Source organism: Novosphingobium sp. CCH12-A3 (genome assembly GCF_001556015.1).
GTDB lineage: Bacteria > Pseudomonadota > Alphaproteobacteria > Sphingomonadales > Sphingomonadaceae > Novosphingobium > Novosphingobium subterraneum.
In genome coordinates this window covers 1-13,789 of sequence record NZ_LSIA01000054.1, presented here as the reverse complement: position 1 = coordinate 13,789, position 13,789 = coordinate 1, and the positions used below count along the sequence as shown (strand labels likewise).

Below are 13,789 nucleotides of genomic sequence, written 5' to 3'. Positions count from 1 at the left end.
GATAAGGATCGCACAAGAGCAGCATCGTCGCGCAAAACAGAAACATGAGGGTAAATTCTGCTATGCGCGGGCAAACGAAGATCAATCGTCGTACGCAGTTGGCCAAGGTTCTCATGCTGGCGGGGGCGGCCGTTAGTTTTCCGGCGATGGCGCAAGAGGCGCAGACGGATGCTGCGGAATCCGATCCCAACGTCATCATCGTTACCGCGCAAAAGCGCAGTGAAAACTTGCAAAACGTGCCCATTTCGATCCAGGCGCTTGGCACGCAGAAGCTGGAGCAGCTCGGGGTCGCCAGCTTCACCGACTATGCGCAGCAGCTGCCATCGGTCACGTTCCAGGCGCTCGGCGGAACGCCAGGTACGAACGTCGTTTACATGCGCGGTGTGGCCTCGGGCGGCGATGGCAATCACTCTGGCTCGCTGCCGTCGGTCGGGGTCTATCTCGACGAGCAACCGGTTACCACCATCGGCGGCAACCTTGACGTGCATGTCTATGACATCGCCCGCATCGAAAGCCTCTCTGGCCCGCAGGGCACGCTTTACGGGGCATCGTCCGAGGCCGGGACAATTCGCATCATCACCAACAAGCCCGATACGTCCGGCTTCTACGGCAGCGTCGACGGCGAGGTGAACACGGTCCACAAGGGCGGACAGGGCTACAAGCTCGAAGGCATGATCAACGCGCCGCTGTCCTCCAACGCGGCTTTGCGTGTGGTGGGCTGGTATCAGCGCGATGCCGGCTTCATCGATAATGTGCCAGGCACGCGCACGTTCTGCGGCACGCCGACATTCGACGACGAAGATAACATCAACGGCTGCATCAAGGATGGCGTCAGCGTCAACAACGCGGCCTTCGTCAAGAAGGACTACAATTACACCGACATCTACGGTGGCCGCGCTGCGCTCAAGGTCGATCTGGACGAAAACTGGACCGTCACGCCGCAGTTCATGTACCAGGAAACCAAGAGCCGCGGGTCTTATGGATATGATCCGTCGGTCGGTGATCTTCAGGTGCAGCACTTCTTCCCGGAGTTCCGCAACGACAAGTTCTGGCAGGCTGCGCTGACGATCGAGGGCAAGTTTGGCAACTGGGACGTGACTTACGCAGGCGCGTATCTTGATCGCAAGACCTTCCAGTCAAGCGATTATACCGACTATTCGGAAGCTTACGATTCGCTGTATGAATCCGTTGGCGGCTTGGCCAACTACTTCTATTATCAGGACTCTCTCGGAAACACGATTGATCCTCGGCAGAACGTGATCGGCACCGATCACTTCAAGAAATTCAGTCAGGAGTTTCGGGTCGCTTCCCCTTCGACAGAGGCCTTTCGTTTCGTTGGGGGCTTGTTCTACCAGTATCAGTCCAACCTCATTCATCAGGACTACAAGATCAACAATCTTGGTCCGCTTGTTTCGGTGAATGGCTTCCCGGGCACGCTCTGGCTCACGCAACAGAAGCGCGTCGACAAAGACTATGCGATGTTCGGGGAGTTCAGTCTGGACTTGTCACCGACGGTGACGCTGACAGCAGGTGGCCGCGCCTTTATCTATGACAACTCGTTGATCGGTTTCTTCGGCTTCGGCAGGAATCCCGGCAGCGACTTCAACGACACTCCGTTCAATGGTGCCGGCAGCTTCGCCACAGGCGTAGGTAGTTGCTTCACAAGCAACGGCGAACGCCTGTTCACCAAGGACGAGAACGGTGATTGGCAGCGTACCGGCTCGGGCACATTGTTGCCGGCTGTCGTTGCGGGTAGTCCCTGCAACAATCTCGGGCGCGTTATCAATGGTGAGGTCAAGCCGGTCAGGGCGATCGGTTCGGGCGGTACATACCGCTTCAATGCAACTTGGAAGCCGAACAGCGACGTGCTGGCTTACGCTACGGTGTCACGCGGATTTCGTCCGGGCGGCATCAACCGCAGAGGCGACTTCGGCGCTTATCAGCCCGATTACCTTACCAACTACGAACTTGGCTTCAAAACGACGCTGGCGAACGGCCTGCTACGCCTGAATGGTGCGGTTTATCAGCAGGACTGGAAAAATTTCCAGTTCTCTTACCTTGGCCCAAACAGCTTCACAATCATCACCAATGGTCCGAATGCGCGGATTCGTGGCTTTGACTTAGATGCAGCGATTTCGCTGGATCGGCTGAGCATCAATCTGTCCGGTGCCTATACCGACGCGAAAATCCGCAACAATCTTTGCGCAGCCATCGATCCTACCTTCACCTGCTCCGACCCCGATAATTCGCTGCAGGCGCCGGCAGGAACCCGCCTTCCGATTACTCCGCAGTGGAAGATGAGCGGAACCGCACGCTACACGGTGCCGATGGGCGAGGGCAAGGTCTACGGACAAGTCAACGCGACATACCAAAGTTCCGCAAGCTCGGACCTTCGCGTTGATTTTGCAGCGGCGCAGGGGCGGCTAGAGGGCTTTGGCCAAGTCAATCTTGCGATCGGGGGTGAGTGGTCGAGTTATTCGATCGAAGCCTTTGTTCGCAATTTGACCGACGAACGTGGCCAATTGTCGCGCTTCGTTCAGTGCGGCGCCTGCACGCAGCGTCCCTACATCGTGCCTACAACGCCGCGCATGTTCGGGCTGAGGGCCGGCGCAAAGTTCTGACAATGCGGCGCCCGGTCCGATCAAATCCGGCCGGGCTCGCCCATCCTGACAAGTTCGGCGAGCGTCTCGGTAACCGGGGCGGCAAGTCCTGCTCGTTTTGCTGCTGCAATGATCTGACCGTTGATCGCCTCTATCTCCGTTGTGCGACCTGCCTGTCTGTCTTGTAGCATGGACGGCTTGTGCGCCCGGTGGTTGGTGAGCGCGAAATCGGTCTTGGCCAGGAGGCGGTCCCTATCCATCCGGATGCCCTGCGCGTTCGCCACTGCGATCGTCTCGTCGATTACTGCTGTGGCAACTCTTCGGCCTTCCGGGGAATCGAGGCCACCAACACGACGGTCGAGGATGGTCGCAAGCGCGTTCAGTGCGGCATTGAAGGCTGCCTTCTCCCAGATTGCTGCAAGCACGAGGGGATCATGCTGCGCCTGCATTGCTGCAGCATTGAGACATTTGACAGCTTCGACTGCCGAGCTTTGTCCACCTGCCGTGAACGATCCAAGCCAGACGTGGCCCGTCCCGTGCGCCGCCACGGCGTTGGGAGGGGACAGGTCCGCTGGCCAGTCTGTCACGCCGACAAGCGTACGGTCTGGCGTGAACACCTCCGAAATGGCCTCGGCATTTCCCAAGCCATTTTGAAGGGTCAATGCACAGCAATGCCCGTCTGCAAGGCGGGCAACGGATTGAATCGCAGCACGACTGTGCATGGCCTTTGTGAAAAGCAGCAACAGATCTGCGTTGGGTGCGTCGGCTGCCAGGGCAGTGCCTACGGCCATCACGCAGTTGCCGCATTCGTCGTGGAGTTCGACGCCCCTTTTTGCAATCTGCTCGAGGCGGTCCGCATCGATGTCCACCAAGGTGACCATTTTTCCTGCACGGGCCAGACGTCCGGCGAAAAGACATCCCATCGCTCCCGCACCTACCACCACCACTCGTTCCATGTTCCCTCCCAAGCGGGGTGGGCTTACAAAGTGTGCCCAACTCCGTTTCACTTACTGGGGGCAGCAAGATATAACAATTGTGCGCATGCCAATGACGCACCATGCTTTGCACCGGGTGAACCTAGAGGAGCGAGATGCCGACAGTTCGAGAAATTTCGCTAGAGGTGATGCGCGAAGTTGGGATGACGACGGTTTTCGGAAATCCGGGCTCTACCGAATTGCCGATGTTCCGGGATTTTCCGGCGGACTTTCGCTATGTGATGGGGCTGCAGGAAAGCATCGTTCTCGGCATGGCCGATGGATATGCACAAGGAACGGGCCGTGCGGCGCTCGTCAATCTCCATAGCTCGGCCGGGGTCGGGCATGCTTTGGGAAACCTGTTTACCGCGTACAAGAACCAGACGCCGCTGGTGGTGACGGCTGGGCAGCAGGCTCGGTCCATACTGCCATATGAGCCATTCCTGTTCGCAGAGCGCGCCAGCGAGTTTCCTCGGCCATTCGTGAAATGGTCGTGCGAGCCGGCGCGCGCGGAAGATGTTCCTGCAGCCCTTCACCGCGCTTGGCTGGTGGCGATGGAGCCACCCCGAGGCCCCACGTTCGTTTCGATCCCGATCGACGACTGGGATCGCGAGTGCGAGCCATTTGTATTACGCAAAGTCCATCCCGCCCGCGCTCCGGACAGCATTGCACTGGCCGAATGCGCCAATGCCCTAGCACGTTCCGATCGCCCTGCGTTCGTTGTCGGAGCAGGTGTTGCGCGCGACGGGGCGTGGGATGAGGTCGTCGCGCTGGCCGAAAGGCACAATGCCGCGGTTTGGGTTGCGCCGATGTCCGCACGATGCAGCTTTCCCGAAAATCATCCGCTCTTCGCCGGGTTTCTCACGGCGGCCCGGGAAGCCATCGTTTCCGCACTTGCTCCATATGACTTCGTTCTGGCCCTCGGCGGACCCATGAATCTGTATCATGTCGAGGGAGGCGGACTCCATGTTCCCGAAAGCTGTGAAGTCTGGCTGATCGGCGACAATCATGTGCACGCAGCATGGGCGCCAGCGGGAACGGCAATAGTTGGCAATTGCAGAGATGCGATTGTCTCGCTGCTTGCCGAAGGCGGCCTTGCGCAGCGAACGGCACCCATGTCGCGACTGCACCCTGAGCCGCTCGATGGTGCGGTCATGTCGGACGCGTTCGTCCTGCAACGACTTGCGGCCTTGCGTGATCCGCACAGCATTATCGTTGAGGAAGCTCCGTCAAGTCGTGGCGCAATGCATGACCGGTTGCCGATCGTGCAGAAGGATACCTTCTACACCACGGCCAGCGGCGGTTTGGGGCATGGCCTGCCGGCCGCAGTGGGAATGGCGATGGCGCGTCCTGAGGAGAAGGTGGTTGCCGTACTTGGGGATGGCTCTGCCATGTATGCAATCCAGGGCTTGCACGCAGCGGTACAGCATGGGCTTCCAGTCAGCTTCATCATAATCAAGAACAACCGCTACGAAGCGTTACACCATTTCGGGCATCACTTCGGAATGCAGGAGCTCGTCGGGACCAAGTTTCCGGAACTCGATTTCTGCAAGATCGCCGAAGGCCATGGCTTGACGGCGCGGAGGGCTGTTGACGCAGCCTCGCTTGATGCCGCGCTTTCATGGTCGCTGGCTTCGAAGGAGCCCACGCTTGTCGAAGCAATTGTGGCATGACGCTGCGTCTTACAGACCTCATTGACGACAGACCTGATGAAGGCGTGTTCCGCGTGAGCCGTGCGATCTTCGCCGATCAACGCGTTTTCGACGCCGAGATCCGGCGATTGTTCGAGGGCGGCTGGATATTCCTCGGACTGGAAAGCCAGGCGAGCGGGGCACACGACTTTTTCACGACTTTCGCCGGGCGGGTGCCGGTCCTCGTCCAGCGAGATGGTGAGGGCATCCTGCGAGGCTTCATAAACTCCTGTCCTCACAAGGGAGCGCGCCTGGCGCAGGTGCGACAGGGCAACGCGCGCCTGCACGTCTGTCCTTACCACAGCTGGTCGTTCGACAGCGCGGGCAGGAACAAGGCGGTGAAATGGAAGGCGGCCGGGTGCTATTCGGAGGCCTTCGATCAGGACAATCACGGGCTCGTGCCTTTGGCGCAGTTTTCCAACTATCGCGGTTTCCTGTTTGGTAGTCTGGCGGCAGACGTCCCGCCTCTGGTGGAATACCTTGGCGAGGCCGCCAAGTTGCTCGATCTCGTTGCCGACCAGAGCGCCGATGGCTTGGAGCTTGTACCCGGTCAGGTCACCTTTACCTTCGAGGCCAACTGGAAATTGCAATTGGAGAACTGTTCGGACGCTTATCACTTCACCTCTGCTCACCCGTCCTACATCCGAGTTCTCGAGCAGCGGCAGAAGGAGCTGAGCGCGGACGTCGTCGCTTCGGTCTGGGAAAACAGCGATTACTGGAAGGAGGATACGAAAGGTATCGGCGGTGGCAGTTTTAGCTTCGCCAACGGGCACGTGCTGAACTGGGGCGTGTTTGGCGTGACGCCGGCCATACCCCTGTATGAACGGGCGGAAGCGCTTGCTGCGCAACATGGCGAGGCTAGGCGTGACTGGATGTTCAACATGCGCAACCTCACCATCTTTCCGAACCTACAGATTGCGGAGAATGCTTCAAGCCAGCTGCGCGTGATACGTCCGCTCGGGCCGGGCTTAACGGAAATGCGAACGTGGTGCATCGCGCCGAGAGCGGAGAGCGATGCCGCCAGGCGTCAACGCATTCGCCAGTACGAGGATTTCTTCAATCCCACCGGCATGGCCACGCCCGACGACACGGTATCGTACGAGAACTGCCAGATCGGCTTTGCTGCAGAAATCGAACCTTGGCTACAGGGTTACGCACGAGGGATGACGGCGTCCGCCATAGGGGGAAATCGCTTCTCGGACAGAATTGATCTCTACCCGGAACGCAGTGTTCTGGCTGATTCCCAGCTTTGCGACGAGACGCTGTATCACAGCTACTACCGTGCGTGGGCAAAGCGCATGAGCGCGGAGTTTGCGGAATGACGCCAGCGATGACGCGAGAGCAGGCCGAGGAACTCCTTTATCTGGAGGCCCTGCTGATCGATACTGGTCGCTTCGACGAGTGGCTCGACCTGTTTACTGGAGACGTGGAATTCTGGATGCCGGCGTGGCGTGATGAAGTGACGCTTACCGATGACCCGGATCGAGAGTTGTCGCTGATCTACTACAGGGGGCGCCGCAACCTTGAGGATCGGGTCATGCGGCTTACGTCCGGTTTGTCTACCGCTTCTTCGCCTTTGCCCCGCGTGGTTCACCAGGTAACGAACGTTCTGTTGACTGACGCAGGGGACGGATATGCCGAAGTGTGCGCAGCATTTAACTGCCACCGCCATGACGTGCGCATGAACCGGTCGGACTGCTTTTTTGGCCGATACGAGTACCGTCTGGTCATCTCCGACGGGAGGTGGCGGATCGCACGCAAGAAGATCACTCTTCTCAACGACACGATCCCTACCGTGGTTGATATCAACGCCGTCTGATCAGGCGAGGACCTCTCCAACCGGAACGAAGTCGTACCCGAGTTCACGGGCAACGGCTTGATATGTAACCTTGCCTTCGTGAACGTTGAGACCCTCGGCGAGATTGAGGTCGGCCTTCAACGCTGCCATCCAGCCCATGTTGGCAATGCGCAGCGCGTGGGGCAGGGTGACGTTGTTCAGGGCATAAGTGCTGGTGCGTGCCACAGCGCCAGGCATGTTCGCCACGCAATAGTGAACGACGCCATCGACGATGTATGTCGGCTCGGCATGAGTTGTCGCCTTCGAGGTCTCGAAGCACCCGCCTTGATCGATGGCAACGTCCACCAGAACGGCGCCTGGCTTCATGGTCGACAGCATGTCGCGCGTGACGAGCTTCGGCGCGGCTGCTCCGGGGATGAGCACTGCACCGATGACCAGATCGGCATCGGCAATGAGAGAGGCAAGCGCAGCCTTGCCTGAATAGAGCGTGCGGGCGCGGCCTTCGAAGTGGTTGTCGAGGCGCTCGAGCACGTCCGGGTCACGATCAAGGATCGTGACGTCCGCGCCAAGCCCAACGGCCATTTGCGCCGCGTTGAAGCCGACGACGCCACCGCCGATCACGACGACCTTTCCGGGCAATACGCCGGGTACGCCACCGAGGAGCACGCCGCGTCCGCCATGTGCCTTTTCTAGAGCCGTCGCGCCCGCCTGAATTGCCATGCGGCCTGCAACCTGGCTCATCGGCTTGAGAAGAGGCAGGGTGTTGCCCGTGCCCGTAACCGTCTCGTAGGCGATGGCCGTGACGCCGGACTTTACCAGATCGGCAGTCTGCTCGGGATCCGGAGCGAGGTGGAGATAGGTGTAGAGGATCTGGCCCTTGCGGAGCATTGCCCGCTCGACCGCCTGCGGTTCCTTGACCTTCACGATCATCTCGCAGCCGTCGAAGACGATCTTGGCGTCAGCTTTGATCATAGCGCCGGCGGCTTCGTAGTCCGCATCACTGGCCCCAATGCCGTTCCCAGCGCCGGTCTCCACCCACACCTCGTGTCCGTGTGCGGCCAATTCCCGAACGCTTTCCGGCGTCAGGCCGACGCGATATTCGTGATTCTTGATTTCCTTGACGGTGCCGACGCGCATTGAATCGCTCCCAGAAGCAGGTCTATTCAGTGCGGGCAGAGTATCGCGGTATGGCCGGCAGTTTTTGCCTAATTTTCGCGTTGAACAGCTTCATGGTGGTGATATTCTTCGCATAATCGGAGATCAATGGGATATTGTCCTTTGGACCGTGCAGACCTCGCCCTGCTTGAAGCCTTGCAAAACGACTCGTCCTTGTCCGTGTCCGACCTTGCGGAGAAGGTCGCTCTGTCCTCTTCCGCCTGCCATCGTCGCATCAAGGCGCTGGAGCAGAGCGGCGTCATTGCGCGGTATGGCGCAGTATTGGATCCACGTGCACTTGGCCTGTCGGTCGAGGTATTCGTGGAGATCACGCTGACTAGCCAGAGCCGCGAGGCGATGGACCGCTTCGAAAGGTCAGTTTGCGATTTCGACGAAATTCTCGAATGTCATTTGATGTCCGGTGCAGCGGACTACATTCTGCGCGTGGCGGCAAAGGATCTGGAGCAATACGACTGGGTGCACCGCGAGTGCCTTGCTCGCCTGCCCGGTGTTTCTGCGATGAGATCCAGCTTTTCCTTGCGCCGGATAAAGCAGATGCGGGGCTATCCCGTCAGGATTGGCGCAATCAGGAGTGGCCAAGCCCCTTGATCTCGCTTTCGCTTATCGTCTTGACCAGCAGTACAAACGAACGCGCTGCAATACGTTCGATCTGCGGCATCCGGCGTTCGAACGGCTTGCCGTGCCCAGCGAAGATGGTCATTCCCTCCATCGATCCCGAAATGAAGAGAGCCACCGTTTCCCGGCTCGCCTCATCCAGATCGGGACGCATTTCGGCGATGATCTCGAGAAGGGGGGCGCGAGCCCGGACGTAGAGTTCCTGAACGCGTTCCAGAACGAACGTGTCGTGGTTCGACAGCGCCCAAAGTTCCGGAAAGAAATTGGTTGTCTTCTTCGATCGGATGTCGTCCAGGATGAGATTGCAAATCCGGCATAGCCGCTCCTCTGCCGGTACTCCCGGCATGTGCACGATCTCGACAAACTCGAGTTCGTAACTGCGGATCACGGCTTCGAGAAGCTCCCGAACCAGGTCTTCCCGGCTTCTATAATGGTACGTCAGGTTGCCGAACTTCATGCCGCTGGCAGCCGCGACTCGGCGCATCGACATAGCCCGGTATCCCTCTTCGATCAGGATGGACAGCGCCGTGCGAAGAATGTGTTCGCGAGTTTCATTACCTTTGACGTACCCGCCTTCTCGCTCCGGCATGACCATGTCCGTCACGTACTTCGGCGGATCATCAGCCTGATTCATCACAATAACCCTTCTACTCAATTCTTACATATCGCCACTTCGGAACCCTGTCACAAAGGAAATTTAGGTCACTTGACAGATTTGTTGCTCCTCTGAGACTATGGTTCGCAGCCGATGAGCGGGCTCGGCGGACAAGGGGAGTGCCGGCATGAGAATTGTTGGATTGACCATGGCTTTCACACTGGCGGTCAGTGCGGTTGCCGGGGTTGCTGCTGCTAACTCCGTAAAAGCCACTTCCCGGTTTCCCGAGCCGCTACCTGAAGAGCCCATTCCTTCAATCCGGAGTTTGCCGACAGCCTGGCCTGCGGCATGGGTGCTGATCCACGATTTCCATTTCAGCTCGATCCTTGATGGTCGGGTCATGCTCGTGGACACCTCGTCCGAAGACCAGCCCCTGAAGGGCATCGTGCGCGCTGCGCAGTTCGCGAACATGCTCGTCTCCCCTCGGCGCGGAGAGGTCTTGACTGCAGAGACCTTCTACTCGCGCTTGACGCGTGGCGATCGGACAGATGCGATTACCATCTGGGACATGGCCACGCTTCAGCCGAAAGGTGAAATTGTGTTGCCGGGCGGCAAGCGCCAGCAGTCGGTCACCTATCCGCAGCTGTTCCAGTTCACCAATGCGGACAAGTGGGCACTTGTCGCAAATTTCACACCTGCTCAGTCAGTTAGCGTTGTCGACCTCGACTCGCGGAAGGTCCTGGCGGAAGTCGATCTCCCCGGCTGCGCGCAGATTTATCCCACTGGTGAGCGCGGCTTCTCAAGCTTCTGTGCGGATGGTTCAATCTTGAGCGTGAAGCTTGGCGCTGACGGACAGGCCGTGTCGTCGAGGACGCTTGAGACGGTTCAGGATATCGACAATCAGCCGCTTTTCAGCACCCCGGCATGGGTCGGGCGCACGGCATGGTTTGTCAGCTACCGTGGACAGATCCAGGCTTTTGATTTTTCGGGGGATGTTGCGCGCGCGCTCGGCGGCTCGTTCAACATCGGGACCGCAGAAGGTGGCGCGCCGGAATGGCGGCCGGGCGGCTGGCAGGTGATCGCAACCGATGGGGCCGGCAAGCTGTTCGTTCTGATGAGCCCTAATGGCCGAGAGGGAAGCCATAAGGATGGCGGGACGGAGGTCTGGGTCGTCGATACGGCGTCCAAGGCACGCGTGGCTCGCATTCCCCTGCGCGCAATGGCGTCGGCAATTGCGCTGACAAGGGAAAGCAAGCCGCAACTTGTTGTCGCTCGCGGTGACGGGGTCATCGATATTCACGATGCCGCCACCGGCTCATTCATGCGCTCCCTCGGCACTGCAGGTGGCGCAAATCCCATCCTGATCACGGCACCCTGATATGGCCCCGGTCGTTATCTTTCTCGCCATGCTGCTTGCCGGATCAGCCGTGCACAAGGCAGTTTCTCATCGGCGTCTGACCATTGCCGCAGCACGCTTGGTCGGCATGCCGTCGCAAGGTCAGCTGTTTCTCATCATTGCGGGCACGCTGGAAGTAGCAGCCGCTGTTTGCCTGCTGGTTGCGCCGCTTCAGAAGACCGGTGCGATACTGGGTATGGTCGTGTGGTTGGCTTATGCCGCAGCCCTGCTGGCACATCGGGGGCAGAGTCTCGACTGCGGTTGCGATCTTGTCGGTCGCGAGAAGCTGGTTGGCTGGCTGACTATCGCTCGTCCCACAGTGCTCGCCCTGCTTGCCGCTATCGCTTCCACCCTGCCGGCGGCATCGATCGGAGTTGACGCTCCATTTGCTGCCGCCGGCCTTTTGGCGCTCTATCTCGCCGCTTCGGAACTGCTGGCCATTCCCCTTCCACGCTGGAGGAAATCGTGATCTTGACGTCCCAGATTCTCTTGTGGACCGCTGTGGTCGTGCAGGCTTTGTTGATCGCGGCCCTCGCTCGCCAGGTTGGCATCCTCCATGAACGCATTGCCCCCGCTGGCGCGTTGACGCTGCACCAGAAGGTGGAGATCGGAGAAGTCGCCAGTCCGATGACCGTCACCACGATCGAGGGCGCGCCCATCGAGATTGGTGGCAAGCGGGAAGGGCGCAGCCAATTGCTGTTCTTCGCCTCGCCTGACTGCCCAGTTTGCAAGACCTTGCTGCCAGTTGTGCGATCGGCGGCGAGCGCCGAAGCCGATTGGCTTGATGTCGTAATCGCAGGAGATGGAACCAAGGCTGAATACCTGCGGCTCCGCGGCACGCATGATCTCGAGCGTGTCCCCATGGTCCTTTCCGAAGCGGTCGGCAGGGCATTCGGTGTCTCCAAACTGCCTTATGCGGTCCTGCTGGACGAAAATGGGCGCGTTGCCTCGCTCGGTCTCGTCAACAGCCGCGAGCATCTGGAAAGCTTGTTCGAGGCGAAGGAGCGCGGTGTTGCCTCGATCCAGGAATTTCTCGCACGCCGAAAGGAGGCCTGATCAATGGCTGGCTTCGACAAGTGGACTGAGCGCCTGACCCGCAGCATTGCACGGGGAACATCGCGGCGCAGCACTCTCGCCTGGCTGGGAGCGACGATTACCGGTGCGGCAGTGTTTCCGGTCCTGCCCGTTGCCCGGGCGGCAAGCGGATCATCGCATGCCGATGGTGGCAAGCACGCTCCCATCTCATCCGGCAATCCGCAGGATCCGGGCGATCAGTCTTCGTGCGATTACTGGCGCTACTGCGCGATCGACGGGTTCTTGTGCTCGTGCTGCGGCGGGACTGTCAGCTCCTGCCCTCCCGGCACCGAAATGTCGCCGATTACGTGGATCGGCACGTGCACCAACCCGGCCGACAACCGCGCCTACGTGATCAGTTACAACGATTGCTGCGGCATTTCCTCGTGCGGACAGTGCCTGTGCAACCGTAACGAAGGGGACCGTCCACAAGTCCGCCCGCAATCGAACAACGACTACAATTGGTGCCTGGGCACGGAAAGCAGCATCTACAACTGCTCGACCGCAGTGATCGTCGGCGTAGCGTTGGACGCACCGAAATGAGAGCGCTGGTCGGTCTGATCCCGGTCATGGTGATGGCGGCAGTGGCGCTGCCTGCCACTGCCGCCCCCGATGGCGCGGCAGTGTTCCAGCGCTGCGCTGCGTGCCACACCAAGACTGGTGCGGGTGTGCCGGGTGCCTACCCTCCGCTCGGGGCGGATTTTCGGGCCTTGGCAACCAAGCCGGCAGGGCGCCGCTATCTTGCACTTGCAGTGCTGCGCGGTCTGTCAGGCCCGATCACGGTCGAGGGAAAACCCTATCGCGGTGTCATGCCCGCTCAAGTGCTGGACGATGCTGCGGTGGCCGCGGTGTTAAACCATATTGGTACGCAGGTCGCAAAGACCGGGCCGAAATTCACGCCGTACAGCGATAGGGAGGTTGCTGCCCATCGCGATTCCGGCGCTTCGCTCTCTGCAGCGGATGTCGCAAGGCTTCATTCGGGAGCCGGCGGGAAATGAAGCGCCTGGCGCTCGCTCTGGTTGCCGTCCTCGCTGCGCTGGCAGCGGGGGCCGGCGTCGAGGCGGGCGAGCCGGTAATGCGTGGCGTCAGCAATCCACAGCAGGCTCGGATCGATTACATACTGAAGTGCCAGGGGTGCCATCGCCCCGATGGCGGCGGCGATGATCGCTCCAATCCGCCGATGAAGAATGTTGTCGCCCGATTTCTACAGGTCCCCGGCGGGCGAGAATTTCTCGGTAGGGTGCCGGGTGTCTCGACCGTCGATCTCGATGACGTGCGTCTGGCAAACCTCCTGAACTGGACACTCTACACTTACGACCCGGCGCACATGCCGACCGATTTCAGACCATACACGGCTCAGGAAATCGGCAGCCTGCGGCGCCACCCCCTGAGACTGGAAAGAGCGCCGATGAGGGCGCGGCTTGTCGCAGGGTTCGAGCAGGAAAGAACACAAACGCAATCACCCTGAACATGGGAGCAAAGACAATGAGGGAACGTCTTTTCCGTGGGATCGCGCTGGCTGGGGTAGCCGCAACATGCGTTCTCGTCGCGACACCGGCTCTTGCCCAGGATGCCAAGAGCGAAGAAGCAATACCAGAGGGCGAGATCGTCGTTACGGCGACAAAGCGTGCCGAAAGCCTGCAGTCCGTTCCGATCTCCGTCTCAGCGATCGGCGGCGACACGCTCTCCAAATCACGGGTTGTCAATGTTGACAGCCTCGTCACCAAGGTTGCCAATCTCCAGCTGACATCGATCGTGGGCGACAATACGCCAATCTTCTCGCTGCGTGGCGTTTCGATGTCGGACTACAGCCTTAGTGCCTGATTCAGAAGTTTCTCAATTCCAGCAATATCTTGCGGTTCGGCGCGTG

General features: G+C 59.8%; 15 protein-coding genes. 12 read left to right on the top strand and 3 right to left on the bottom strand.

The genetic code is table 11. The annotated features are described in order from the left end of the window. Positions 1-44 precede the first annotated feature (44 nt). Positions 45-2,621, top strand: a complete 2,577-nt coding sequence (locus AX703_RS04025) for a TonB-dependent receptor (protein WP_231735364.1) — start codon at positions 45-47, stop codon at positions 2,619-2,621. Between the two features lie 20 nt (positions 2,622-2,641). Here AX703_RS04025 and AX703_RS04020 read toward each other — a convergent pair whose 3' ends face one another. Next, positions 2,642-3,556: a ketopantoate reductase family protein gene (locus tag AX703_RS04020; protein ID WP_062342825.1), complete on the bottom strand. Its 915-nt coding sequence runs from the start codon at positions 3,554-3,556 to the stop codon at positions 2,642-2,644. A gap of 134 nt (positions 3,557-3,690) precedes the next feature. Between AX703_RS04020 and mdlC the strand changes: the two genes are divergently transcribed. The 3 genes from mdlC to AX703_RS04005 are packed head-to-tail and all read left to right on the top strand — an operon-like array spanning position 3,691 to position 7,084. After that, positions 3,691-5,247 carry a benzoylformate decarboxylase gene (gene mdlC / locus AX703_RS04015; protein WP_062342823.1) on the top strand — a complete coding sequence of 519 codons (1,557 nt, stop codon included), beginning with the start codon at positions 3,691-3,693 and terminating at the stop codon, positions 5,245-5,247. Continuing rightward, positions 5,244-6,587, top strand: coding sequence for an SRPBCC family protein (locus AX703_RS04010; RefSeq protein ID WP_062342821.1), 1,344 nt, complete (start codon positions 5,244-5,246; stop codon positions 6,585-6,587). Before mdlC ends, AX703_RS04010 begins: the two co-directional genes overlap by 4 nt. Then, the gene (locus AX703_RS04005) at positions 6,584-7,084 is read left to right on the top strand and encodes an aromatic-ring-hydroxylating dioxygenase subunit beta (protein WP_062342819.1); all 501 of its coding nucleotides are present in this window, start codon (positions 6,584-6,586) and stop codon (positions 7,082-7,084) included. The genes AX703_RS04010 and AX703_RS04005 overlap by 4 nt, the downstream gene beginning before the upstream one ends. On the opposite strand, the gene ald is transcribed toward AX703_RS04005, so the two are convergent. Next, entirely contained in the window at positions 7,085-8,200 is a 1,116-nt protein-coding gene (ald, locus tag AX703_RS04000) for an alanine dehydrogenase (protein WP_062342817.1), read from the bottom strand. It lies immediately after the preceding gene. Between the two features lie 141 nt (positions 8,201-8,341). Here ald and AX703_RS03995 point away from each other — a divergent pair, with 141 nt between their 5' ends. Then, the gene (locus AX703_RS03995; RefSeq protein WP_039333860.1) at positions 8,342-8,827 is read left to right on the top strand and encodes an Lrp/AsnC family transcriptional regulator; all 486 of its coding nucleotides are present in this window, start codon (positions 8,342-8,344) and stop codon (positions 8,825-8,827) included. Here the strand turns inward: AX703_RS03995 and AX703_RS03990 are convergent. Further along, on the bottom strand, positions 8,805-9,449 hold the full coding sequence (locus tag AX703_RS03990) for a TetR/AcrR family transcriptional regulator (protein WP_231735366.1): 645 nt from the start codon (positions 9,447-9,449) through the stop codon (positions 8,805-8,807). The genes AX703_RS03995 and AX703_RS03990 overlap by 23 nt on opposite strands. 352 nt (positions 9,450-9,801) lie before the next feature. Here AX703_RS03990 and AX703_RS03985 point away from each other — a divergent pair, with 352 nt between their 5' ends. The 7 genes from AX703_RS03985 to AX703_RS03955 are packed head-to-tail and all read left to right on the top strand — an operon-like array spanning position 9,802 to position 13,743. Further along, positions 9,802-10,827: an amine dehydrogenase large subunit gene (locus tag AX703_RS03985; RefSeq protein ID WP_231735362.1), complete on the top strand. Its 1,026-nt coding sequence runs from the start codon at positions 9,802-9,804 to the stop codon at positions 10,825-10,827. A 1-nt stretch (position 10,828) separates the two neighbouring features. Next, positions 10,829-11,314, top strand: coding sequence for a MauE/DoxX family redox-associated membrane protein (locus AX703_RS03980; protein ID WP_062342812.1), 486 nt, complete (start codon positions 10,829-10,831; stop codon positions 11,312-11,314). After that, on the top strand, positions 11,311-11,901 hold the full coding sequence (locus AX703_RS03975) for a thioredoxin fold domain-containing protein (protein WP_231735361.1): 591 nt from the start codon (positions 11,311-11,313) through the stop codon (positions 11,899-11,901). The genes AX703_RS03980 and AX703_RS03975 overlap by 4 nt, the downstream gene beginning before the upstream one ends. Before the next feature lie 3 nt (positions 11,902-11,904). After that, on the top strand, positions 11,905-12,462 hold the full coding sequence (locus tag AX703_RS03970) for a methylamine dehydrogenase light chain (RefSeq protein WP_039333863.1): 558 nt from the start codon (positions 11,905-11,907) through the stop codon (positions 12,460-12,462). Beyond that, positions 12,459-12,917, top strand: coding sequence for a cytochrome c (locus tag AX703_RS03965; RefSeq protein WP_039333864.1), 459 nt, complete (start codon positions 12,459-12,461; stop codon positions 12,915-12,917). Before AX703_RS03970 ends, AX703_RS03965 begins: the two co-directional genes overlap by 4 nt. Beyond that, entirely contained in the window at positions 12,914-13,387 is a 474-nt protein-coding gene (locus AX703_RS03960) for a hypothetical protein (protein ID WP_062342808.1), read from the top strand. Before AX703_RS03965 ends, AX703_RS03960 begins: the two co-directional genes overlap by 4 nt. A gap of 17 nt (positions 13,388-13,404) precedes the next feature. Continuing rightward, complete coding sequence (locus tag AX703_RS03955; protein WP_231735360.1) at positions 13,405-13,743, top strand: hypothetical protein; 339 nt, start codon at positions 13,405-13,407, stop codon at positions 13,741-13,743. The last annotated feature ends 46 nt before the right edge of the window (positions 13,744-13,789 follow it).